Here is a 22,672-nt window from a genome sequence, read left to right on the forward strand (position 1 = left end):
AAAATTCGTTAAGATCATAGCAATTTTAAACATTTTACTTTGATCTTTTTCGAGTTGGACGTGCAAGCGTGACTGTCCCCGATATCAAAGTCAACGATATAGACAAAATTTAGGTAGCCAAATGATCGACTCAGAAGGTTTCCGACCCAACGTCGGGATCATTTTGGCAAACGATGACGGACACGTCTTATGGGCAAAACGCATTGGTCACAATGCTTGGCAATTTCCACAAGGAGGTATCCAGTTTGGAGAAACCCCTGAGCAGGCACTTTACCGTGAACTGAGAGAAGAAGTCGGTTTATTGCCCGAACACGTCCAAATTATAGCGCAAACTAAAGGTTGGCTGCGTTATCGTTTGCCACATCGGTACATTCGGTCAGATTCAGATCCGATATGTATTGGACAAAAGCAAAAGTGGTTTTTACTGAAATTAACGGCTTCGCCCCATCATATTCAGTTAAACCTATCAGACCCACCCGAGTTCGATGAATGGCAATGGGTGAGTTACTGGTATCCATTGGGTCAAGTGGTCAACTTCAAACGTGATGTTTACCGTAAAGCCATGATGGAATTGTGCATACAATTACCTCAGCGTTAATTGTTATAGAATCATCATTTTAAGCAATGATTTTAAACAAGAGAGCTGTTATAAATAGGCATATAACGATTTATAAATTGGAGTAAACATCCATGTCAAACATGCAACTCGACACCCTCAGACGCATTGTGCAAGAAATCAATGCGTCCGTCAGTTTGCATGACTCTTTGGACATTATGGTCAATCATGTGGCTGAAGCGATGCACGTGGATGTATGCTCTATTTACCTTTTAGATGAGCGTAATCGTCGTTATGTGTTGATGGCCTCAAAAGGTTTAAACCCTGAATCCGTTGGACAAGTATCTTTAAGTGTCGGTACAGGTTTGGTCGGTTTAGTCGGTCAACGCGAAGAAATTGTCAACTTAGACAATGCGCCGAAACATGAACGCTTTGCTTATTTGCCTGAAACAGGTGAAGAATTATTTAACTCATTCCTTGGCGTACCCGTGATGTATCGCCGTAAGGTTATGGGTGTTTTGGTGGTCCAAAATAAGGAATCACAAGACTTTAGTGAAGCGGCTGAATCCTTTCTGGTCACGCTATGCGCACAACTGTCTGGTGTGATCGCGCATGCCCATGCCGTAGGGAATATTGACGTTTTCCGCAAACCCAACGGCGGCTCTACCTATAAGACCTTTCAGGGGGTGTCGGGTGCGGGTGGTATCGCCTTAGGTCGTGCGATTGTACTTTATCCCCCTGCTGATTTAGCCGTGATTCCAGATCGCGAAGCTGAAGACATTAGCGATGAATTAGAATTACTCGATCAAGCGATTGCTTCAGTTCGTATAGAAATTCAGTCCTTAGATGAAAAAATGCAAGATTCCCTCATGTCGGAAGAGCGTGCTTTATTTAGCGTGTTCTTACGGATGTTAGATGAAAATGCACTGCCAAGTGAAATTAAAGACCATATTCGCTCAGGAAGTTGGGCACAAGGCGCGGTGCGGAAGGTGATTGATAAACACATCGCCCTCTTTGCACAAATGGAAGATGACTACCTACGAGAACGAGTTTCCGACCTTAAAGACTTAGGTCGTCGAATTCTCGCTTGCTTGCAGGAAAATGATACCAGTCATCGTGAGCTTAGTCCTGATAGCATCCTCATCGGTGAAGAAATCAGTACCGCAGCGCTCGTTGAACTTCCTGTTGATAATATTGCGGCGATTGTGACCTCCGAAGGTGCAGCCAATTCACATATGGTGATTGTGGCACGTGCACTCGGGATTCCAACAGTTGTGGGCGTAACCGAGTTACCGATTACCACGCTTGATGATATTGAGATGATTGTCGATGCTTATCAAGGACGGATCTTCGTCAATCCACCACGTCGATTACGCCAACGTTATAAAGAAGTCCAAAAAGAAGAAGAACAAATTGCCAAAGATTTAAAGCAGTATGAGACCAAAGATGCGATCACACCCGATGGCGTCGCGATCCCCTTGTTCGTCAATACCGGTTTAATGATTGATGTGGTGCGTGGGGTACAACGCGGTGCCAAAGGTGTCGGGCTATATCGTAGTGAAATTCCATTTATGCTGCGTGAACGCTTCCCAGGTGAAGAAGAACAACGTGCGATTTACCGCCAACAACTCAGTCATTTCGCCAATAAGCCTGTGATTATGCGAACACTGGATATTGGTGCGGATAAAGATCTGCCGTATTTTAGTATTGAAGAAGAGAACTCCGCATTGGGCTGGCGTGGCTTGCGCTTTACGCTGGATCATCCTGAGATTTTTTCTGCACAAATCCGTGCGATGCTAAAAGCCAGTATTGGTTTAAATAATTTACATATCTTGCTGCCAATGGTGACCAGTGTCAGTGAAGTTGAAGAAGTGCTGTACTTATTTGAACGTGACTGGATTGCAGTTCAAGAAGAAGAGCAAGTCAAAATCACCAAACCCAAACTCGGCATTATGGTTGAAGTGCCAAGCGTGCTGTTTCAAATTGATGAGTTTTCGGAACTGGTTGATTTCTTTTCTGTGGGTTCAAATGATTTAACGCAATATTTATTGGCTGTCGATCGTAATAACCCGCATGTGGCCAATGTCTACTCACATCTACACCCCTCGGTTTTACGCGCACTGCGACAACTGGTACAAGATTGCCATAAGTATCAAAAACCGATCAGTATTTGTGGGGAAATGGCAGGTGATCCCTTGTCCGCAATTCTGTTGATGGCAATGGGCTTCGATACTCTTTCTATGAGCTCAAGTAATATTTTAAGGGTCCGAAAGGCGATTTGTCATATTCCAATGAGTGATGCAAAACGGCTATTAGATGAAGTCTTACGTATGAATAATCCACTGCTGATTAAGAGCTGGCTAGAGCATTATTTTAGAACACATGGTTTAGCGGATATGGTTAAATCAAATCGTTTGGTCAACGCCTAGAACAGAGAATGCTAGCGAATCAACATGAATAAAAGGGTGATCCTCTTCTGAGCGTCACCCTTTCTTGTTAGATATTATTATTTTAAATAAATCTGTTGCTTGCCGCTTCCCAGTTTAACACGAGGGAATTTTCGGTCGTAGTCAATCACAATCGCATCTTTTCCTGTCAAATTCTGAGTAGCCGATTCCCATGTCACGTAATAAGTAATCTCAGCGTCTCCGCGGACCGTCGGTTGAATCAGCTTTTTATGATCTGCTGGCACTGTAAAATTCACAGTAAACGGAACTTGAGAAACCTGAACTTGCTTTTGTTGAATTAAGGTCGCAGGCGCATCGGCCAAACCTGTTTCCAACGCATATAAACTGACTGTACCCTGCTGTTGCGGCACGCTATAGATATTATTTCCAACAAATTCGACCGTTACTGTATTTGATTGAGTGGTTTTCAAGCCACTATGGGGAGCAACTGAGCTACAACCAGCCAGAAGAGTCACTGACAAACCTAAGCCATAAGCAATTTTTTTCATTTTTCTATCCCAAAACAGTTAGACTCAAAAATACCATGAAATAAAATCAATTCATTTTCACTTACATATTTCTAGCATTTAAGCTTATAAATTCCATATCAATTGAAGTTGCTAAATCACCTTATTTACACAACACCAACATGTATTTGCGCTACAACGTCTAAATACATTCATGCTGTCTTCATGCAAGCAGTTTTTCATTCTGACCGCTACCATCCCAGAAAAATATAGAATAAACATCTATTTTTTAAATATTTTTTAACTTTCTTAACAATTCATATATCAACATGAATTAAGTTAAAGTTTAAGATTTAAACAGCTTCAATCGAATAAAGCATTTAAGACATCAACTTTAATCCATTGGAAAAAAGAGTTTTATCCACCTAGAGTAAAAGTACAAAGGCTGCACCTAATTATGGTAAATATTATTTAGGCATCTATCACGATACCCAATCGAGCCATGATTAGGCTGTAACGGTCCAACTTTCATAACGGTCTAATAGTCAGGCTGATTTCAGATCACCCTGATGGAGAAGAAACATGAGCCAAGATGACAAAAAATGTCCTTATAGCCAACTTACAACAGACTTTGGTGCGCCCGTCGTTGACAACCAAAATAGTTTAACTGCGGGCGCTCGAGGACCACTCCTTGCCCAAGACTTGTGGCTAAATGAAAAACTTGCCAATTTTGTGCGTGAAGTGATTCCTGAGCGTCGTATGCATGCCAAAGGTTCAGGTGCATTTGGTACATTTACGGTCACCCATGATATTACCCAATACACTCGCGCTAAAATTTTTAGTGAAATCGGCAAAAAAACTGAAATGTTCGCCCGTTTTACCACCGTTGCTGGTGAGCGTGGTGCTGCTGATGCGGAACGTGATATTCGCGGTTTTGCCCTTAAGTTTTATACTGAAGAAGGCAACTGGGATATGGTCGGGAATAACACACCTGTGTTCTTTTTACGTGACCCACGTAAATTCCCAGATTTAAATAAAGCAGTGAAACGCGACCCTAAAACAAATCTGCGTAGTGCAACCAATAACTGGGATTTTTGGACTTTACTGCCAGAAGCACTGCATCAAGTGACTATTGTAATGTCAGACCGAGGAATTCCTGCCAGCTATCGTCATATGCATGGCTTTAGTAGCCACACCTATAGTTTTATTAACGCAGCCAATGAGCGCTACTGGGTAAAATTCCACTTTAGAACACAACAAGGCATCAAAAACCTCACTGATGCAGAAGCAGGTGAATTGGTTGGTCAAGATCGTGAAAGCCATCAACGTGATTTATTTGATGCGATAGAACGTGGCGACTATCCAAAATGGACGTTGTGTGTACAAATCATGCCTGAACAAGATGCTGAAAAAGTTCCCTACCATCCATTTGATTTAACCAAAGTTTGGCCTCATGGTGACTATCCACTCATCGAAGTTGGGGAGTTTGAGCTAAATCGTAATTCAGAAAACTTTTTCTTGGATGTTGAACAATCCGCCTTTGCACCGAGCAACCTCGTTCCTGGCATTAGCGTTTCACCAGATAAGATGTTACAAGCACGTCTATTCAACTATGCCGATGCCCAACGTTATCGTTTAGGTGTGAATTATCAACAAATTCCAGTCAACGCAGCACGCTGCCCTGTTCACAGCAATCACCGTGATGGTCAAGGGCGTACCGATGCCAATTACGGTGCTTTACCACACTACGAACCGAATAGTTTCGGTCAATGGCAAGAACAAGCGCAGTACAAAGAACCACCATTGAAAATCAATGGCGATGCTGATTTCTGGGATTTCCGTGAAGACGATAATGACTACTTTAGCCAACCCCGCGCACTATTTGAATTAATGGAACCTGAGCAACAACAGGCGTTGTTTGACAATACAGCGGGCGCGATGGGTGATGCACTAGACTTTATTAAATATCGCCATATTCGTAACTGCTATGCGTGTCACCCCGCTTATGGTGAAGGTGTCGCACAAGCATTAGGTTTAACTGTAGCTGATGCTCAAGCCGCACGTGCAACCGATCCAGCGAGACATTTACCAAGCTTTCTTTAATTTTTGAAGTACAAAAAAAGCCATCCTCGGATGGCTTTTTTTACCCAAACAATTTAAAGCTACAAACTCAAATGCAAAATAGGGAAAGGTTTGCCCAATCCGTCCAGTGGGGAACGAGAAATGACTTTAAAGCCTAAACATTCATAGAAACCAACTGCCTGTGGATTTTGTTCATTGACATCCACGTTAGTCGCACCAAGCTGTTCAACTGCATAAAATAACAACTGCTTGCCAATGCCTTGACCTCGTGCTGCGTTTCGAATAAACAACATCTCAATCTTTTTCTCTGCCACACCAACAAAGCCCAAAATCGTACCTGTATCACTTTTCATACACTTTAAAGTGACTGCTGGAAAAGCCTGTTCCATAATGATTGGCTTAAAAAAGGCAATATCATCGTCACTAATAAAATCATGTGTTGCTCGAACAGAATCCTCCCAAACGGCTAGTAGTTCTGCATAGTTTTCAGGATGTACAGCATCTAGGACCATAGTTTTTTCACATTTAAAAACAACAAATCAAGATTTAGCTTAAGTATTAAGCACGTATAAAATGCCCTTCACGAATACAATAAAAAGGACTAATCAATCTTGAAGATGATTTCATTGCATGCATCAATTCATTTTCTGGCGTATCACGGTCTTCATCCGTCAACTGAAAAGTTCGATAATGAATCGCCAAAGAACGGTGGGCATGGAGATCTAAATGAGCGTGGAATGCATCCTGTGGATTCATATGCACATAATGCATCAATTTACGCGGTTCATATGCACCGATAGGCAATAATGCAACTCTTGCATCACCATAACGTTCATGAATTTGTTTGAAGTGTCCCCCATAGCCAGAATCACCAGCAAAGAAACAATGCCCAGTTTTAGCTAAAAGTGAAAAGCCCCCCCACAACGCCCGATTTTGATCTCTAAATCCTCGTCCAGAAGCATGCTGCGCAGGGGTATAAGCGATCTTTAATTCATCATGAAACGGTATCTCCTGCCACCAATCCATTTCAATGACATGAAAGTATTTCGGCATGTAATAGCCATTGCCCAAACCCGTATAAATTGGCATTTCAAACTTCTGATGTAACCAATCCAGAGTTGCTAAGTCCATGTGATCATAATGATTATGACTCAGCAAAACCCCATGAATAGTTGGCAAATGCTCTAAAGCTATGCCTGCGGTACACACACGCTGCGGCCCTCGCCCTTGTCTTGGGCTGGCATATTCACACCAAACTGGATCGGTCAAAAAATTATAAGGGCCGATTTGAATCAAAACAGTAGCATGACCAATAAACCACATTTGCCAATCATTGAGATCTGCATGCGGACGGTTTTGTGGCAATTCCAACATCTGATTACGCAGATTCAATTCTTGCGCAGGATCAACACGCCATGTAAAAGACTTACGCGTCGCAAGCCATTTAAATAAAGCTTTACGACCCAACGATACTAAAGGTCTTTCTAGATTATAAAAACGATCAATACCAGAATGCTCAGAAGCCTCGTGTGGAAATGGAGGTTTCTCCCAAGTGTGGCTCAAGCAAGATTGTGTCGGCAATTGATAGGTTAATGTCGGCTTATCTTTCATGTACGTCTTCTTTGGTGGAATCCAATCGCATGAGGCATCAGCGAATATGTATTAAATGATAAGAAGTCTTTCAATCTAAATTTTATCAAATCAATAGATTGTATAATTTTTAAAGGATTTTATTTCATCCAAATCATCGACTTCAATCCTCACATAAGGTTCTTAGTTATGCTGATTTTCTCTAGTCGAGTCAATATAATTTTATTGCTGATCCTCATTGTTTACTTAATTTATGTAAGCTGACGTAATCCATTTTTTCCAAAACCTAAAATGAATAAAAAAAAACAGCCGATTAATACGACTGTTTTCTGCTTTATTTTATTAGAACTGTTTCATCACTATTTAGCCTCTTTATATTTCTCCCATAGGGAGCATGAGGAACGATTGAAGTTTCGCAAGGGAATTGATGAAAGAAATCTATTTTTTATACGTTACTAAAAAATGCAGCGAACTGTTGATAACTTGGTCGTTGGCTGACATTTTCTAAATAACGCTCTATTGCAGGATGAGGTTCTATTTCATTCATTTTTAACTGCCAAAATAACATCGCGGCGACCATCACATCCGCCGCAGTAAACTGAGCCCCACATAAATATGGATCCGCTTCACTTAACCCCTGCACAAAAGCAGTATAAACATCTTGATCGTCACCATATCCAACAAACATCTTCTGTTCTGGTTTTATAGTTATACCGAGCATTTTATTGGTCGATGCAGCATCCCACGGTCCCGAAATAAACATCAACCAACGATAATAAATACCGCGCTGAGGATCATCCAATGCAGGCGCTAAACCTTTTTCTATAAACTTATCTGCCAAATAAGCACAAATAGCGCCTAACTCATAAATCACAACCCCATCATCAACCAAAACAGGAACTTTGCCAAAGGGATTAATTTTTAAATATTCAGGCGTTTTCATTTCCGTTTCAAAGGCAACTTCAATGCGTTCACATTCAATGCCAAGTTCGATCAGTAGCCAATCGACCACCACACCACGAGATTGAGAATTGGTATAAAGTTTAAGTGTCATTTTCATTTTTCCTTGTTTGTTGGTCTTATTTAAATGTAATGGTTTTGATTGTCAGTTTTTGTCAGTAGTCGAATGGCAGACTTCTTTTATCCACCATTGTTGAAAGAGTTGTTGTTTAAATTGGGGGTACACATCCTGACTCAAGGTTAATTGTTGAATACGATCAATCCGAAAATTTCGAAAATCATTGCGCAACTCACACCAAGCAGCTAAAACGATTTTGTCATTAAAATACCCCAACGCAAAAGGCCATACCGTTCTAGCACTTATTCGTTGCTGTTCATCCGCATAGTTCATTGAAATTTTGACTTGTTGCCGAATCGCCAAACGTATTTGCTCAACCCATTGTTCATCGACAGGCAACCAAATACTAAATGCTCTTAATGTGGTTTGTTGTAATAAATGCTGGCAATGTTCAGGTAATACTGCATTTAACTTAGCTAACACCGAAGTTGATGCAGATTTTAAGGCTTGATCTGGAATGTCATTCAACCAATTTAAAGCCAAGAAAATCGCTTCTATTTCAGTTTCATTTAAGGTCATCGGCGGGAGTAAGAAATTTTCTTTAAGTTGAAAACCCAAACCAGCGGCAGCCTCTATATTGACTCCTTGTGCTCGTAAACTTTCAATGTCACGATAAATACTACGTTGGCTGATCTGCAAGCGCTCAGCCAATACCTGTGCAGTCACAGGATAGCGATATTCTCTTAACAGTTGCAAAAGATTGAGCAGGCGAATTGAACGACTCATGGTTTTCCTATTTTTATTATGGCTGATGGGAAAGCGTACTTCCCCATCTTTTTATCATTTTCAAATGGCTTAACTTTCTGTTAAAGCATTCACCTGCAAGATACGCTGTAAGTAACCCTGTAATTCCTGAACATTATGAGCAATCGTTAAAGGTTGATAACGTTGTAAAGTTTCAATGCTATGCACACCGTAACTCACACCGATACGATGCATATTCAGATTTTGTGCCATCTCAAGATCATAACTGGTGTCCCCCACCATAATCGCACGTGCCGCATCCACCTGCATTTCGGCAAGAATTTCTTGCAGCATCAACGGATCTGGCTTGGACTTGGTTTCACTGGCAGCACGGGTAATATCAAAAATATCATGGCTATTGGTTTGACTGAGTACACGATCTAAACCTTTCCGACTTTTTCCTGTGGCAACCGCAAGTTTCAAACCTTGCTGCTTTAAATCCATGAGTAATTCAGCAACGCCACTAAACCAAGCATCACCTTTAGAGTTAGCAACATAATGATCTGCATAGCATTGCAAAATATCTTGCTGTAAATGTGGCACTTGAGGAAATAAGATTTGCATCACTTCAGGCAAGCCTAAACCAATAATACTTTTCGCAGCTTCATCCGTTAACGGTTGCTCGAATTGTTGTGCTGCATGCTGCAAGCTTGCCACAATCTGCCCAACGGAATCGAATAAAGTGCCATCCCAATCAAAAATCACCAGCTCAATGCTGTGACTGATTGCTATTTTATCAATTTGGCTCAAGGCTTTTTTCTCAACTCGTCTATAACCTGTTGCATATCCTCAGGCATCGGCGCTTCAATCACTGGATAGTTTGGTATTTCCAAACGCATCGCATGTAAACACAAGCGTCTTGCTTCTGGACCCGCATAAGGTGTGTTGTGTCCATATTTATCATCGCCAATCAGCGGATGACCAATACTTAAACCATGCACACGAATTTGATGGGTACGACCAGATAAAGGTGAGGCATTGATCAGGGTTGCTGTCTTAAAGCGCTCTACCACCTTCCATTCTGTTTTACTCGGTTTACCCTCTTTGGTGACTCGAACCCGACGCTCACCGTTAGAAAGCTCATAGCGAAGTAAAGGTGCATCAATCATTTGTTGATCCAAACTGACTTGCCCTTTTACTATCGCAGTATAGGTTTTCTGTATTTTGTGCTCGCGCAGTAAATCCTGTAGCAGTTTTAAGGTACTCCGCTTTTTACTGATCATCACCAAACCAGAGGTATCACGGTCAATACGGTGAATCAACTCTAAATATTTTTTCCCCGTCGCGGCACGTAAAGCCTCAATTAAGCCATACGCAACACCACTACCACCATGTACTGCGATACCGGATGGCTTATTCACCACCAACAGTCCTTCATCTTCATACACGACACGACTGAGTAAGCTTTGCGCCACACCATCACTCACAGGTACATCGCTTTCATCTTTTTGTTCATAGCGAATCGGTGCGACACGAATTTGATCCCCAATCGCCAAACGCGTCTCTGCTTTCACGCGTTTTTTGTTGATACGAACTTGCCCTTCGCGAATTAAACGATAAATTCGACTTTTTGGCACACCTTTCAATCGGGTAAATAAAAAGTTATCAATTCGCTGCCCTAATTGATGCTCATCCACTTCAAACCAAGTGACACTTTGCCATTGCTGTGTAGAATTCATACGCTCGATTAATCCAAGATTTACTAAATATGATTAAAAAATGATCATTTAGCTAAGTTATTTCACAAGAAACCTAAACTTAGCCCATAGGCAGATGCCGCAAGGTTTGGTATATTCATCACACGGATACCCTCGTAAGTGAGCGTCAAATCGAAAATTTTATTTAGTTAAAATTTCAAATAGATGAGAAACTCACCAATAGCTCGAATAGGTCCTAAAGAATTATGCCGACGCCGAAGGCTTATTATATCGGCAAAATGACAAACTGTTGCGTTTAATTGTGCATCTGCACATACAGTTTGTTCATAAAAAATATGTCGCCAGCAAATTTGTTGGTTATTAAACGTAAACTGATCCACATCAGACAATTTGCTCCCTGATGTCGCATTCAGGCTAAAGCGTTGATGCATTGGAACTGCCAAGCACAGATACGATGATCATTCCGTATCGAGACTTCCAGATGGATCGACTTCAATGCTTAAGACAATGAAAGTCACCATCCAATGCACCGCTCACCCGCCAGTGAAGCGTACAGGACACTTTGATTACATCGGGTCTAGTGGTATTTCACAGATGCATGACATGGATGAAATACCAATAGCTCCAAGATTGAAGCAGGATTGCTTACATCGAAAGAACCGTATCAAAGCCCGAAACTGGATATTACAGTCAGTGGTTTCAGAGCATCATATATAAAGTTGCTTCTGAGTCTTGATCGCGCCAACTTGATGTTTGTTCAAAAGTATTGAGCTCGTTGTTTGTGTGCATCACTATTAGGTGTCACACCCATGAAACGTATGTTGATTAATGCAACCCACGCCGAAGAAGTTCGCGTTGCACTTATCACTGATAATCGTCTTTACGATTTCGATTTAGAAAATCGTACTCGTGAACAGAAAAAATCAAATATCTATAAAGGTCATGTCACTCGTGTTGAACCGTCTTTAGAAGCGGTTTTCGTCGAGTACGGCGCACAGCGTCAAGGCTTTTTATCAATGCGAGAAATTGCAAACTCGTATTTCAAAGCTGACCCTCGCCAAACCTCAAATATCCGTGAACTCATCACCGAAGGAACTGAGTTACTGGTTCAAGTTGAAAAAGAAGAACGCGGCAACAAAGGTGCTGCACTTTCAACGTTCATCTCACTTGCTGGTCGCTATTTAGTATTAATGCCAAACAACCCGAAAGGTGGTGGTATTAGCCGTCAGATTTCAGGTTCAGTCCGTGAAGAACTGAAAGAAATTTTAGCATCATTAAACCTTCCTCGCGGCATGAGCGTGATTGTACGGACTGCTGGTATCGGACGCACTCAAGAAGAACTGCAACTCGACTTGCAACATTTGCTTGACCTTTGGGCTCAAATTCAAAGCACCTCAAGCACTGGCCCATCGCCAATGTTGGTGCATCAAGAAGCGGGTGTGGTCACACGTGCAATCCGTGACTACTTACGTGATGATGTTTCAGAAATCTTAATTGATAGCGAACAAGCGTATAACGAAGCATATAACTTCGTAAAAGCGGTCATGCCACGTCAACTCGACAAATTGAAAACCTATACCTTGAATGAGCCTTTATTCGCTCACTTTGGTATCGAAAGCCAAATCCAAACTGCTTACGAACGTGAAGTAAAACTTCCTTCTGGCGGTTCAATTGTGATTGACCAAACAGAAGCGCTTGTTTCGATTGATATCAACTCTGCAAAATCTACTCGCGGACATGATGTTGAAGAAACTGCTTTAAATACCAACTTAGAAGCTGCGGAAGAAATCGCTCGTCAATTGCGTTTACGTGATATCGGTGGATTGGTGGTGATCGATTTTATCGACATGACCAAAGACCGCAACCAACGTATGGTTGAAGCTAAGCTCCGTGAAGCAACGCAAAGCGATCGCGCACGTATTCAGTTCGGTCAGTTATCACGTTTCGGTTTGATGGAAATGAGCCGCCAACGCTTACGTCCGTCTTTAGAAGAAGCAACAGGTTATGTCTGCCCTCGCTGTCATGGCACGGGTATGGTTCGTGACTTACGTTCTCTTTCACTTTCGATCATGCGTAAAGTTGAAGAAATTGCATTACGTGAACGTCAAGGTGAAGTTCAAGTTGAAGTGCCTGTTGAAATCGCAGCATTCCTCTTGAATGAAAAGCGTCACAGCCTTGTTTATCTCGAACAAACCTCAAATGTGCGGGTTACGATCCTCCCTCACCCACACTTAGAAACACCGCATTATCAAATCCAGTTCAATCCAGAAGGTTTTGCACCTTCAAGCTACGAACGTACAGAAGCAACTCGCTCAAGTGAAAAAGAACTGGGCTATGAATCTTCTGAATGGCATATAGAGGATGCTGAGCACCAACATGCTGCACCTGTCAAAAACCAGACAGCAGCACCACAGAAAAAAGCTGCCCAAACGCAAGCCGCTCAACAACCATCACAAACACAAGCAAAACCACAGACTTCAACGAGTCCATGTGCATGGTTAGAGAACTTATTTGTTCAAAAACAAGCACAAACGACTGATCAGTCTCGTTCAGCACAAAATGCTGCGGCAAGCATTGAACAAATGGTGAACAATGGTGCGATCAGTCGTGGCCAATTTGGTCAAGTCGCGATCCCAACACCTGTTGCATCAGAAGTGGTAACAGCACCTGTAAGCAACAATGCTTATATGTCACAGCCGCCTGTGAAACAAGAAGCACGCGAATCTTTTGATAAAGACGAAAAACCACATCGTCCACATCCATCTCAAAACCAATCGCAAAATCAGAAGAAGCGTAAACACAAAGAGCAACGCGAACAACACGTGCATGTACATGCACATGAACCACAAGCGTCTGCTCCTGTGCATGAAGAAGTCGTACAGCTCTCTCGTCAAGAACAGCGTCACGAACAACGTGAGATGAAGCGCCAGCAAAAACGTCAGCAACCACAAGAGCCTCAAAACCAACAACAGCAGAATGATGCTGCTCATGGAAATGATGCTACACCGTTGCCACGTCGTGAACGCAATCAACAACGACCAAATCGACCAAATCGTCACCGTGATCAAAGTGTTTTAAATGAAGCACCTGCTGCTCCAGCAGCAGAGAATCCACAACAAGTTAAAGTTGCTGTGATTGATGCGCCACGTACTGAACCAATGAACACAGCATTGATTGTGAACATTGATCAAGGTCAAAGTGAAATTGTTGCACTTAATCCACAACAGAAAGTTGCTCCTGCAGTAAAAGCAGAGCCAGCTCAACCTGTGGCAGCAGCGGTTGAAACTGCGAAGACAGCACCTGTGTCAGAACAACCAGTGGTTGTAGAAACACCAGTCGCTGAAGTCGTACAAGCACCAGCAAAACGTGCAGCAAATGATCCACGTTCGCGCCATCGTCAGCAGCGTAAAGCTCAAACGAACCAAAAAGCGGTGCCGAAAATTGCCCCATCGCAAATTCCAAGCTTGGGACAATACACACTTAGCAGCTTGATTCGTCATGTTTATGGTGAAGATTGCACCATTTTAATTGAACAATTTGGTTTGATTACGACGTTCAATCGCGCTTTACAAAAGTTCGCTGAACAATATGCAAGCAGCCTCGTGGTTGAAACAACCGAAACTGAGGAGAAACGCCCAGTCACTCGTGACGTTGAACTTCCGAGCCAAAAACCAACCGAAGAAGCAGAACCTGCGCCAGTGTTAGCACTCACGCCACCGGAAGCATCTTCTATTCGTGTTGCAAATGACCCTCGTGAGCGTCGTCGTTTAGCTAAACTTGCTGCTGAACAAGCCAAAGAAGCACATTTAAGCTCTGCTGCGACCCAAGCTCCAGTAGAAGCTGCTGCTCCAGCGGAAAGTACGGAAGTTCAAGAAGAAGTGAAAGAAACAGAAGCCGCTGTTGCTATCGCTGAGGAAACTGTTGCAGCAACACCTGAGCAACAACCTCTAGAACTAGCAACAACTGAAGTTTCTCAAGCTGAAGAAACTCCTGCTAAAACAGTTGAAAAACAACAACCTGCTACAAAATCAAAAGCAGTTGCTGTAGAGAAAACTGTAGAGCCAGCACAAGCAGCCGAAAAAAGTGAGCCAACTTCAGATCCTGAAACACCAGAATCGGAAGAAGAGGCTGCGGCTAGAATCGAGAAAGAAAAATCTAACCGCCCTCGTCGCCCACGTGGACGTCCACCGAAAAAGAGCGTTCCTAGCAGTGAATAATTTGCTAAATCGCACTCAATAATCAAGAGCCTAGTCATTTCGGTGACTAGGCTTTTTTGTTATTTTGTCAAATTAGGTTGATTGCTCTAGGAACTTGCGATTAAAAACTACATCACTAACAATGATGTTAATGGTTGTGTTCTCACAGATAGCCACCTTTGGATTGATCGAAAAATAAATAGGATTGATATGAGCCAAACTACGCAGACCGATATTATTACTCTTGGTGATGTCGCAACTCGACTTCCAAACTTTCTCACCAAAGTACCTCATATTCTGAATGGTCTTAAACAAGCATATTTGCGAACGCCAACTTCTCCAGCTGGCTTAGGGGTCGCTTTTGAAAAAGCAGTAAAACGTAACCCGCAAGGTATCGCGTTATTATTTGAAGATCAAAGCTACAGCTACCAAGCACTCAATGAATGGGCAAACCAGATTGCACATTACTATTTATCGCTTGGTGCAAAAAAAGGTGATGTCATCGCGGTGATGGTGGAAAACCGTCCTGAATTGATTGCCACGATCGTTGCTTTAGCAAAGATTGGGGTGACTATTGCACTGGTCAATACCTCTCAAATTGGTAAAGTGTTGGCGCACAGCATCAACTTAGTCAACCCAATCGCCGTGATTGCAGGCGAAGAAGTTCGTGCTGCGATTGATGAAGCTCGTCAAGATCTCAAGGTTGCTCAAGATCGCTTTCATTGGTTTGCGGATCAAGAAACACGCAAGGATGCAGGCACAGCACCTAAAGGCTATATCAACCTCGCTCAAGAAATTGATCAATTTCCAAAATTCAATCCATCAACCACGCGTACCGTAACTGGTAAAGATGGTCTGTTTTATATCTACACCTCAGGCACAACAGGCTTACCTAAGGCAGTAATTTTTACCCATAGCCGCTGGTCGCTAGCTTATGGTACCTATGGCCATATCCTCAATCTAGGTAAAGATGACGTGATGTATGTAACATTGCCGCTTTACCATGCCACTGGTGTGGTGGTGTGCTGGTGTGGTGTGATTGCAGGTGGTGCAACATTAGCGGTACGCCGTAAATACTCAACCAGTGCATTCTGGAAAGATGTACAAAAATTCAATGCTTCTGCGATTGGTTATGTTGGTGAATTATGCCGATATCTCATGGATGCCCCTATCACAGAACTTGATCGCAACCATCGTGTCACCAAAATGATTGGTAACGGTATGCGTCCAAACATTTGGAGCAAGTTCAAAGAGCGCTTTGGTGTAGAAGAAGTCCTTGAGTTATACGCATCAAGCGAAGGTAATGTTGGCTTTAGCAACATTTTCAACTTTGACAATACCGTTGGCTTCTCTCCTACGCCTTATGCGATTGTTGAGTTTGACAAAGAAAAGAATGAACTTGTTCGTGACCAAAAAGGCTACTGCAAGAAAGTCAAGACGGGTGACGTTGGTTTACTCGTTGGTAAAATTACCAGCCGCTCTCCATTTGATGGCTATACGGATCCCGAAAAGAACAAATCTGTGATCTTGAAAGATGTCTTCGTCAAAGGCGATTCATACTTCAATACTGGCGATTTAGTTCGTGATATTGGCTTCCGTCATGCGCAGTTTGTAGACCGTTTAGGAGATACCTTCCGTTGGAAGGGGGAAAATGTGTCTACAACTGAAGTTGAAAACATGGTTTGCGAATATGGCAAAATTGTCGAGGCAGTGGTGTATGGGGTAGAAATCCCAAATACCAATGGTCGTGCAGGTATGGCAGCCATCACACTTGTAGATGGTGAAAAGCTAAATGAATCCGACCTCACCGATATGGTCGATGTATTCAAAAAATGCTTACCTGCGTATGCAATTCCAGTATTTCTACGTGTACAGGCTAAAGTTGAAACAACAGGTACCTTTAAATACCAAAAGAATAAGCTGAAAGATGATGGCTTTAATCCAAGTAAAACCGATGAGCGTTTATTGGTTTTATTACCAGGCGCAACGCAGTATAGTGATGTAAATGCTGAAATCTTTGATAATATTCAGAGTTATCAATACCGTTTCTAGTGTGTTTTTTAGCTAAACAAGAGGAAATCGTGCTTTTTATAAACAATCATGCGACTGTTTTTAAATTTCCTCTTGTGTTAGCTGAATAAGTTGCTAGAATACGCAGCATCAAAACGATACAGTGTTTAGAAGTTTTACTTCTCTCTGATTGGAATGACGTTATAGATTTATTCTTGCGTCATAAAAATTGATTAATAATCAATTTTTACTCCTCAGGGTCGTTAGCTCAGCTGGTAGAGCAGCGGACTTTTAATCCGTTGGTCCCGCGTTCGAATCGCGGACGACCCACCACTTATTTGTTTTGATAGTTTGTAAAATGTATTTTACAAATGCCTGTAAGAGGTTCAATGCCATAGAAAATCATAGATTTTCTCTTGCACTCAGGTAAAACGCTGTTTTACTTATCCTCGCTCAGGGTCGTTAGCTCAGCTGGTAGAGCAGCGGACTTTTAATCCGTTGGTCCCGCGTTCGAATCGCGGACGACCCACCAAATTCTAAAAAACCTCATCATTTTGATGAGGTTTTTTTATTGTGTATCATATAAATTGTATATGTCTAAACGATGACAAAATATATTGAATGACTTCAAGTCCCTGACTCAAAGCCATCCTCTCCTTATAAAAATTTTTCTAATACCGAATTTAAGAAAATATGCCCTTGTTCTGTACAAGCAATTTTATTAGGATCTGCAACCAATAACTTTTTGTCACGGAGTTGATTTAAGATTTCGTGTAAATCCTCCAAATCCAGTCCAGTCCGTTGCGCATACAACTCAGCATTTACACCTTCATTTAAACGCAAGGCATTCATCATAAACTCAAACGGCAATTCCTCAGCTTCAATACGTTTCATTTGCACATGGTCGGCAGGAACCTTAGCTAAATAATCTTTCGGCAAACGTGTTTTTTGGAATCGATAAACACCATCAGGATAAGTGACTTTGCCATGCGCCCCTGCCCCAATCGCTAAATAGTCCCCAAATTGCCAATAATTCAAGTTATGCGTCGATGGCAATTCTTTACGCCATGCAGACACCTCATAATTGAGATAACCATTGGCTTTTAAATACGCCTCGCCGTGTTCTTGGATATATTCCAAAACATCATCTTTGGGTAATACTGGCTGAGTCCTGAAAAAAACCGTATTCGGTTCAATGGTCAGTTGATACCAACTAATATGCGTTGCGCCGTGCTCCACCGCAAGCCTAAGATCCATTAAAGCTTGTTCTTGCGTTTGTTGTGGCAAACCGTGCATCAAATCCACGTTGACCCGTTCAAAGCCCGCTTGTCGAGCTTGCTTGATCGCATCAAGCGCATTGTTGGCGGAATGAATCCGTCCTAAGCGTTGTAAATGTTCGGTATCAAAACTCTGCACACCAATCGACAAACGATTAATGCCAGCAGCTAAATAATCTGCAAAGGGATCATGTTCAACAGTGCCAGGATTGGCTTCTAAAGTAATTTCACAACCCAATTCAAAATTTAGACGTGCTTTGAGCTGATCAAAGAGCCACGTATAACCTTGGGCAGAAATAAGAGATGGCGTGCCTCCCCCAATGAATACACTATGAATTGCACGTCCTTGCGCCATTTCCACCTGCGTCTCAAAATCGGCCACCAATGCAGCCAAGTATTGCTGCTCTAAATCCATGGACAGTTGTCCATCAGGTACCGCATGCGAATTAAAGTCACAATAAGGACATTTACGCACGCACCAAGGCATATGGATATACAGTGAAAGTGGAATATTTGCTGGGTTTATATGACTCAAAGTACAGGCTCAATAACAGAACCTCATTATTTTAACACGACTGCCTTAGACTCTGTTGTGACTTCAAACATGTCAACTGACTTACCATCATGTTTGTATTCAGTTAGACTGTCAGCATAAATAACAATTAGACCAATCATATGATGAAAATTTCTAGCCAATTGCTCCTTTTTCTCCCCCTTGCCTTAGGTGTCGGTGTGGCAATGGCTTTTCAAACTGCGATTAATGCTCAACTAAGAGAATATTTACATTCTCCACTCCAAGCTGCATTTCTGTCATTTTTAGTCGGTACAGTGATCTTGGGATTTTTAGTCTATTTTCAAAGTGCAGCAAAACCTGATTTAAGTGAACTTTCACATATTCCTTGGTTTTTGTGGATTGGAGGATTTCTTGGGGTTTATGCGATCAGTATGAGCATTTATACTGCTCCCAAACTCGGATTTCTCACATTTTCAGGTCTGGTCATCTTCGGACAAATGGTTATTTCAATGTTATTAGACCATTTTGGTTGGTTAGGTACAGATAAAACGCCGATTAATTGGCAACGTCTCCTTGGCAGTATCGTGATTTTTATCGGTGTTTTACTCACGTTACAGCGTTAATTCCTTAAGAGTATTTTTAGTGTCCCACATCACCAGCGCACGGTTTGAACTTAAACATCTGTTTCATTTAATGTTACCCATCTTAATGACACAGTTTGCTCAGGCAGGCTTTGGCCTCATTGATACCATTATGGCGGGGCACTTATCTGCCGCTGACCTTGCAGCCATCGCTGTAGGTGTCGGTTTGTGGATGCCCGTTATGCTGTTATTTGCAGGGATTATGATCGCAACCACCCCACTCGTCGCAGAAGCGAGGGGGGCTAAAACACCTGAAAAAATCCCGACTATTGCGCGTCAATCGTTATGGGTTGCCGCTATTTTGGGTACAATTGCCCTGTTAATTATGCAAGCGCTGCCGTGGTTATTACCAGTATTTGGGGTACCTGAAAGCCTCGTACCGAAGGCCAGTTTATTTTTACATGCTATTGGCTTCGGTATGCCCGCAGTGATGATGTATGCTGCGCTAAGGAGTTATTCAGAAGCTTTGGGTCATCCCCGCCCAGTCACGGTGATCAGCTTAGTTGCACTGGTGGCGCTGATTCCGTTAAATCTGATTTTTATGCATGGCTTTGGGCCAATCCCCGCATTAGGCAGCGCTGGCTGCGGCTTTGCCACTGCAATTTTGCAATGGTTGATGCTGATCAGTTTAGCTCTTTATATTTCCAAAGCCAAAGCCTACCAACACGTTCCAATCTTTACAAAATGGGAAAAAATTGATCCAGCATGGGCAAAACGGATTTTAGTCTTAGGCTTACCGATTGGTTTGGCTATTTTCTTTGAAGTCAGTATTTTTAGCACAGGTGCGCTGGTATTAAGTCCTTTAGGGGAAAATGCGATTGCAGCGCATCAGATTGCAATCTCAGTCACCTCAGTCCTATTTATGATTCCATTGTCCTTAGCGATCGCATTAACCATTCGCGTCGGGATGTATTATGGTGAGAAAAATTGGCAAGCCATGCGCCAAGTTCAAAAAATTGGACTGATGAGTGCGACCTTTTTTGCAGCATGTACTATGATCCTGATCGCGATTGCACGGCCGTATATCGTAGCAGTCTATACCACTGATTTAGATGTGTTTCCTGTCGCGATGTATTTACTTTGGTTTGCAATGGCTTATCAGTTGATGGATGCGTGGCAAGTCAGTGCAGCAGGTTGTTTACGCGGCATGCAAGACACGCAAGCACCGATGTGGATTACCTTGATGGCGTACTGGGTGATTGCGTTCCCTATCGGCTTATATTTGGCTCGTTATACCGCTTGGGGCGTGGCAGGGGTTTGGCTAGGACTGATTATTGGCTTAAGCATAGCCTGTGTTTTCTTGATTGGACGTTTATATTTAAATAATAAACGGCTAGCGAATTCCACATAAATTTCAAAAACCATATATTACATACATATCTTTAAAAATTAACTACTTTTCATAATCAGCAACAGCGATCGTGAAGGCGGCATGGATGCCGCCATTACCTATACACTACATTCGATTTCACCCAAAAAAATGAAGCTATGCAGGTTTTTCTTATTCAGCACATCATGATTCAATACTTACATCACTTAACATTTTGTTATAGGCAATTTAAGTTTTGTCACCTATGATCAAGAGATCACTTTCAAACCTGACCATATGAGGTGCAACCGCCATGGCAAAACATGCAAGCTCTCCCAGTAAACGTTTTTTTAAACTGGCTGGCATGACCGCAAGTATTGCCAGCAAAAGTGTTGCCAATTCTATTCGGAATCTCACCGCAGATGAAGAACAAAAAAATGCTGCTCGCAGTCAATTTTTCCAAGAAGTCGGGCTACAAATTGCCGATACGCTTGGAGAAATGAAAGGCGCAGTCATGAAAGTTGGACAAATTGCTTCGCAATATAAAGATATTTTTCCACCTGAAGTTGCTAAGGCAATCGCAAAACTACAACGTCAAGCTCCCGCCATGCCCTTTGCTGCGATCCAACAACAAGTCGAAAAAGAACTCGGAAAACCTCTAAAAGATATCTTTAGCTCTTTTGAGTCAGAACCTTTTGCAGCAGCTTCAATCGGTCAAGTACATCGTGCTGTGCTGCCCGATGGGCAAGCGGTTGTAGTCAAAGTACAATATCCTGGTGTTGACCAAGCCTGTGAAAGTGATTTAAAACAAGTCCGTTTAGCCTTGCGCTTGATGGGTGTATTAAAAATAGACAAGAAGCTGCAAGATCAATTGTTTCAAGAAATCCAAGACAGCCTCTCTGCCGAACTGAATTATGAAATTGAAGCACAAAATCTAGAGGTATTCCGAACTTTCCATGAAAGTCTGGATGACCAAGTCATCATTCCAAGCGTTTTTAAAGAATATTCTTCTCGCCGAGTGCTGACATTGAGTTTAGAACAAGGTGAATCCATTGAAACCGCAAGCACTTGGCCGGTGGACACACGCAATCAAATCGGTCGTCGCTTAATTCGTGCTTTAGGACAAGAAATGTTTTTCTTAAAACGTTTCCATTGTGATCCTCATCCTGGGAATTTTGCCTTTCGTGAGGATGGCAGTGTCATCATTTACGATTATGGCAGCGTTAAAACCCTATCCCCTGAAATCATTCAACACTTTAAAGCACTGGTCAATGCTGCACGTCATGAAGATATTGCCCAAGTGGAAGATTTGTTGGTTGAATTACACTCGATTGCTGAAAAGCAAAAATTCCCAAGTGAGCTGTATGTGCAATGGATCGAAATTTTATTACGTCCTTTAAGTACACATTATGACTTTGCAGAAAACTCATCTCATCACGATGGTATGCGTCTGGTGAAAAAATCATTGAAATATTGGGATGTATTTAAGCCCTCTCCAGATACCTTAATGGTGAACCGTACCATCTCAGGACATTACTGGAACTTAATTCACCTTAAAGTGCATGACAACCTGAATGATCTGTTTGAAGAGTTAGTACCTAGTTAATAAACATAGCCTTTTTTTCGAAGCATGGATAAAGGGTTTTTTTTACGCTTTGCTCCAATTGAAACTATAACTTGAAAATAGATTAGATTGACTCCATATATTGTTATGTTATAACATTTCTATAAACAATAGGAGTATTTCAAATGCGTAAAGATATTCATCCTGCTTATCAACAAGTGCTTTTTCATGACACCAATGCCGATGCCTACTTTTTGATTGGCAGCACACTTCAAACGAAACAAACTAAAGAATATCAAGGTCAAGTTTACCCATATGTAACCTTGGATATTTCAAGCGCATCGCATCCGTTCTATACAGGTGAAGTACGTCAAGCAAGCAATGAAGGTCGTGTTGCAAGCTTTAACAAACGCTTTGCACGTTTTAATCGTAAGTCTTAATCTAATTTTAAGGTTAAACGATTAAAGTAAAAGAATTCGAAGTCTAAGGCTATTATCTCCTCCGCTTAGACTTCTTTTTTTATGTCTAAATTTTATCTC

General features: G+C 42.0%; 18 protein-coding genes and 2 tRNA genes. 12 read left to right on the forward strand and 8 right to left on the reverse strand.

Annotation, left to right across the window (positions count from 1 at the left end; translation table 11 throughout):
• The first annotated feature begins 121 nt into the window (after positions 1–121).
• Positions 122–598: an RNA pyrophosphohydrolase gene (locus EAH57_RS08915; RefSeq protein ID WP_004668505.1), complete on the forward strand. Its 477-nt coding sequence runs from the start codon at positions 122–124 to the stop codon at positions 596–598.
• A gap of 92 nt (positions 599–690) precedes the next feature.
• Positions 691–2,985, forward strand: coding sequence for a phosphoenolpyruvate--protein phosphotransferase (gene ptsP / locus EAH57_RS08920; RefSeq protein ID WP_121929750.1), 2,295 nt, complete (start codon positions 691–693; stop codon positions 2,983–2,985).
• A gap of 77 nt (positions 2,986–3,062) precedes the next feature.
• Here ptsP and EAH57_RS08925 read toward each other — a convergent pair whose 3' ends face one another.
• Complete coding sequence (locus tag EAH57_RS08925) at positions 3,063–3,512, reverse strand: hypothetical protein (protein ID WP_121929751.1); 450 nt, start codon at positions 3,510–3,512, stop codon at positions 3,063–3,065.
• A gap of 540 nt (positions 3,513–4,052) precedes the next feature.
• Here EAH57_RS08925 and EAH57_RS08930 point away from each other — a divergent pair.
• Complete coding sequence (locus EAH57_RS08930; protein ID WP_121929752.1) at positions 4,053–5,573, forward strand: catalase; 1,521 nt, start codon at positions 4,053–4,055, stop codon at positions 5,571–5,573.
• A 59-nt stretch (positions 5,574–5,632) separates the two neighbouring features.
• Here the strand turns inward: EAH57_RS08930 and EAH57_RS08935 are convergent, their stop codons facing one another.
• The 6 genes from EAH57_RS08935 to EAH57_RS08960 form a co-directional block, all read right to left on the reverse strand.
• Positions 5,633–6,064: a GNAT family N-acetyltransferase gene (locus EAH57_RS08935; RefSeq protein ID WP_121929753.1), complete on the reverse strand. Its 432-nt coding sequence runs from the start codon at positions 6,062–6,064 to the stop codon at positions 5,633–5,635.
• Between the two features lie 46 nt (positions 6,065–6,110).
• Positions 6,111–7,163 carry an MBL fold metallo-hydrolase gene (locus EAH57_RS08940; protein ID WP_121929754.1) on the reverse strand — a complete coding sequence of 351 codons (1,053 nt, stop codon included), beginning with the start codon at positions 7,161–7,163 and terminating at the stop codon, positions 6,111–6,113.
• A gap of 424 nt (positions 7,164–7,587) precedes the next feature.
• A complete protein-coding gene (locus tag EAH57_RS08945; RefSeq protein ID WP_005194913.1) occupies positions 7,588–8,196 on the reverse strand; it encodes a glutathione S-transferase family protein in 609 nt (202 codons plus the stop codon).
• Positions 8,197–8,247: 51 nt separating this feature from the next.
• On the reverse strand, positions 8,248–8,946 hold the full coding sequence (locus EAH57_RS08950; RefSeq protein ID WP_121929755.1) for a helix-turn-helix transcriptional regulator: 699 nt from the start codon (positions 8,944–8,946) through the stop codon (positions 8,248–8,250).
• 69 nt (positions 8,947–9,015) lie between these two features.
• Positions 9,016–9,690 (reverse strand): HAD-IA family hydrolase, encoded by a 675-nt coding sequence (locus EAH57_RS08955; protein WP_171407430.1) that lies wholly within the window; start codon positions 9,688–9,690, stop codon positions 9,016–9,018.
• A 20-nt stretch (positions 9,691–9,710) separates the two neighbouring features.
• Positions 9,711–10,643, reverse strand: a complete 933-nt coding sequence (locus EAH57_RS08960) for an RluA family pseudouridine synthase (RefSeq protein ID WP_121929757.1) — start codon at positions 10,641–10,643, stop codon at positions 9,711–9,713.
• A 474-nt stretch (positions 10,644–11,117) separates the two neighbouring features.
• Between EAH57_RS08960 and EAH57_RS15965 the strand changes: the two genes are divergently transcribed.
• From EAH57_RS15965 to EAH57_RS08985, 5 genes are all read left to right on the forward strand, one after another.
• Positions 11,118–11,339: a hypothetical protein gene (locus tag EAH57_RS15965; RefSeq protein WP_171407427.1), complete on the forward strand. Its 222-nt coding sequence runs from the start codon at positions 11,118–11,120 to the stop codon at positions 11,337–11,339.
• Positions 11,340–11,431: 92 nt separating this feature from the next.
• Complete coding sequence (locus EAH57_RS08970) at positions 11,432–14,839, forward strand: Rne/Rng family ribonuclease (RefSeq protein WP_121929758.1); 3,408 nt, start codon at positions 11,432–11,434, stop codon at positions 14,837–14,839.
• 189 nt (positions 14,840–15,028) lie between these two features.
• Entirely contained in the window at positions 15,029–16,870 is a 1,842-nt protein-coding gene (locus EAH57_RS08975) for a long-chain-acyl-CoA synthetase (RefSeq protein WP_121929759.1), read from the forward strand.
• Between the two features lie 215 nt (positions 16,871–17,085).
• Positions 17,086–17,161, forward strand: a tRNA-Lys gene (locus EAH57_RS08980).
• A gap of 123 nt (positions 17,162–17,284) precedes the next feature.
• Positions 17,285–17,360 (forward strand) — tRNA-Lys (locus EAH57_RS08985).
• 125 nt (positions 17,361–17,485) lie between these two features.
• On the opposite strand, the gene hemW is transcribed toward EAH57_RS08985, so the two are convergent.
• The gene (gene hemW, locus EAH57_RS08990; protein WP_121929760.1) at positions 17,486–18,640 is read right to left on the reverse strand and encodes a radical SAM family heme chaperone HemW; all 1,155 of its coding nucleotides are present in this window, start codon (positions 18,638–18,640) and stop codon (positions 17,486–17,488) included.
• A gap of 140 nt (positions 18,641–18,780) precedes the next feature.
• Between hemW and EAH57_RS08995 the strand changes: the two genes are divergently transcribed.
• From EAH57_RS08995 to EAH57_RS09010, 4 genes are all read left to right on the forward strand, one after another.
• Complete coding sequence (locus EAH57_RS08995; protein WP_121929761.1) at positions 18,781–19,242, forward strand: DMT family transporter; 462 nt, start codon at positions 18,781–18,783, stop codon at positions 19,240–19,242.
• 19 nt (positions 19,243–19,261) lie between these two features.
• On the forward strand, positions 19,262–20,611 hold the full coding sequence (locus tag EAH57_RS09000; RefSeq protein WP_121929762.1) for an MATE family efflux transporter: 1,350 nt from the start codon (positions 19,262–19,264) through the stop codon (positions 20,609–20,611).
• 271 nt (positions 20,612–20,882) lie between these two features.
• Complete coding sequence (locus tag EAH57_RS09005) at positions 20,883–22,175, forward strand: ABC1 kinase family protein (RefSeq protein ID WP_121929763.1); 1,293 nt, start codon at positions 20,883–20,885, stop codon at positions 22,173–22,175.
• A gap of 143 nt (positions 22,176–22,318) precedes the next feature.
• On the forward strand, positions 22,319–22,573 hold the full coding sequence (locus tag EAH57_RS09010) for a type B 50S ribosomal protein L31 (RefSeq protein WP_004668481.1): 255 nt from the start codon (positions 22,319–22,321) through the stop codon (positions 22,571–22,573).
• Positions 22,574–22,672: the final 99 nt, after the last annotated feature.

It is taken from the genome of Acinetobacter sp. 2JN-4, assembly GCF_003687745.1.
In the GTDB taxonomy this organism is placed as follows: Bacteria; Pseudomonadota; Gammaproteobacteria; order Pseudomonadales; family Moraxellaceae; genus Acinetobacter; species Acinetobacter halotolerans.

What these genes read in the sequence shown, in the direction of transcription:
- EAH57_RS08915 (WP_004668505.1), top strand. Translation starts at nt 122, where the DNA reads ATGATCGACTCAGAAGGTTTCCGACCCAACGTCGGGATCATTTTGGCA.
- ptsP (WP_121929750.1), top strand. Translation starts at nt 691, where the DNA reads ATGTCAAACATGCAACTCGACACCCTCAGACGCATTGTGCAAGAAATC.
- EAH57_RS08925 (WP_121929751.1), bottom strand. Translation starts at nt 3,512, where the DNA reads ATGAAAAAAATTGCTTATGGCTTAGGTTTGTCAGTGACTCTTCTGGCT.
- EAH57_RS08930 (WP_121929752.1), top strand. Translation starts at nt 4,053, where the DNA reads ATGAGCCAAGATGACAAAAAATGTCCTTATAGCCAACTTACAACAGAC.
- EAH57_RS08935 (WP_121929753.1), bottom strand. Translation starts at nt 6,064, where the DNA reads ATGGTCCTAGATGCTGTACATCCTGAAAACTATGCAGAACTACTAGCC.
- EAH57_RS08940 (WP_121929754.1), bottom strand. Translation starts at nt 7,163, where the DNA reads ATGAAAGATAAGCCGACATTAACCTATCAATTGCCGACACAATCTTGC.
- EAH57_RS08945 (WP_005194913.1), bottom strand. Translation starts at nt 8,196, where the DNA reads ATGACACTTAAACTTTATACCAATTCTCAATCTCGTGGTGTGGTGGTC.
- EAH57_RS08950 (WP_121929755.1), bottom strand. Translation starts at nt 8,946, where the DNA reads ATGAGTCGTTCAATTCGCCTGCTCAATCTTTTGCAACTGTTAAGAGAA.
- EAH57_RS08960 (WP_121929757.1), bottom strand. Translation starts at nt 10,643, where the DNA reads ATGAATTCTACACAGCAATGGCAAAGTGTCACTTGGTTTGAAGTGGAT.
- EAH57_RS15965 (WP_171407427.1), top strand. Translation starts at nt 11,118, where the DNA reads ATGCTTAAGACAATGAAAGTCACCATCCAATGCACCGCTCACCCGCCA.
- EAH57_RS08970 (WP_121929758.1), top strand. Translation starts at nt 11,432, where the DNA reads ATGAAACGTATGTTGATTAATGCAACCCACGCCGAAGAAGTTCGCGTT.
- EAH57_RS08975 (WP_121929759.1), top strand. Translation starts at nt 15,029, where the DNA reads ATGAGCCAAACTACGCAGACCGATATTATTACTCTTGGTGATGTCGCA.
- EAH57_RS08995 (WP_121929761.1), top strand. Translation starts at nt 18,781, where the DNA reads ATGATGAAAATTTCTAGCCAATTGCTCCTTTTTCTCCCCCTTGCCTTA.
- EAH57_RS09005 (WP_121929763.1), top strand. Translation starts at nt 20,883, where the DNA reads ATGGCAAAACATGCAAGCTCTCCCAGTAAACGTTTTTTTAAACTGGCT.
- EAH57_RS09010 (WP_004668481.1), top strand. Translation starts at nt 22,319, where the DNA reads ATGCGTAAAGATATTCATCCTGCTTATCAACAAGTGCTTTTTCATGAC.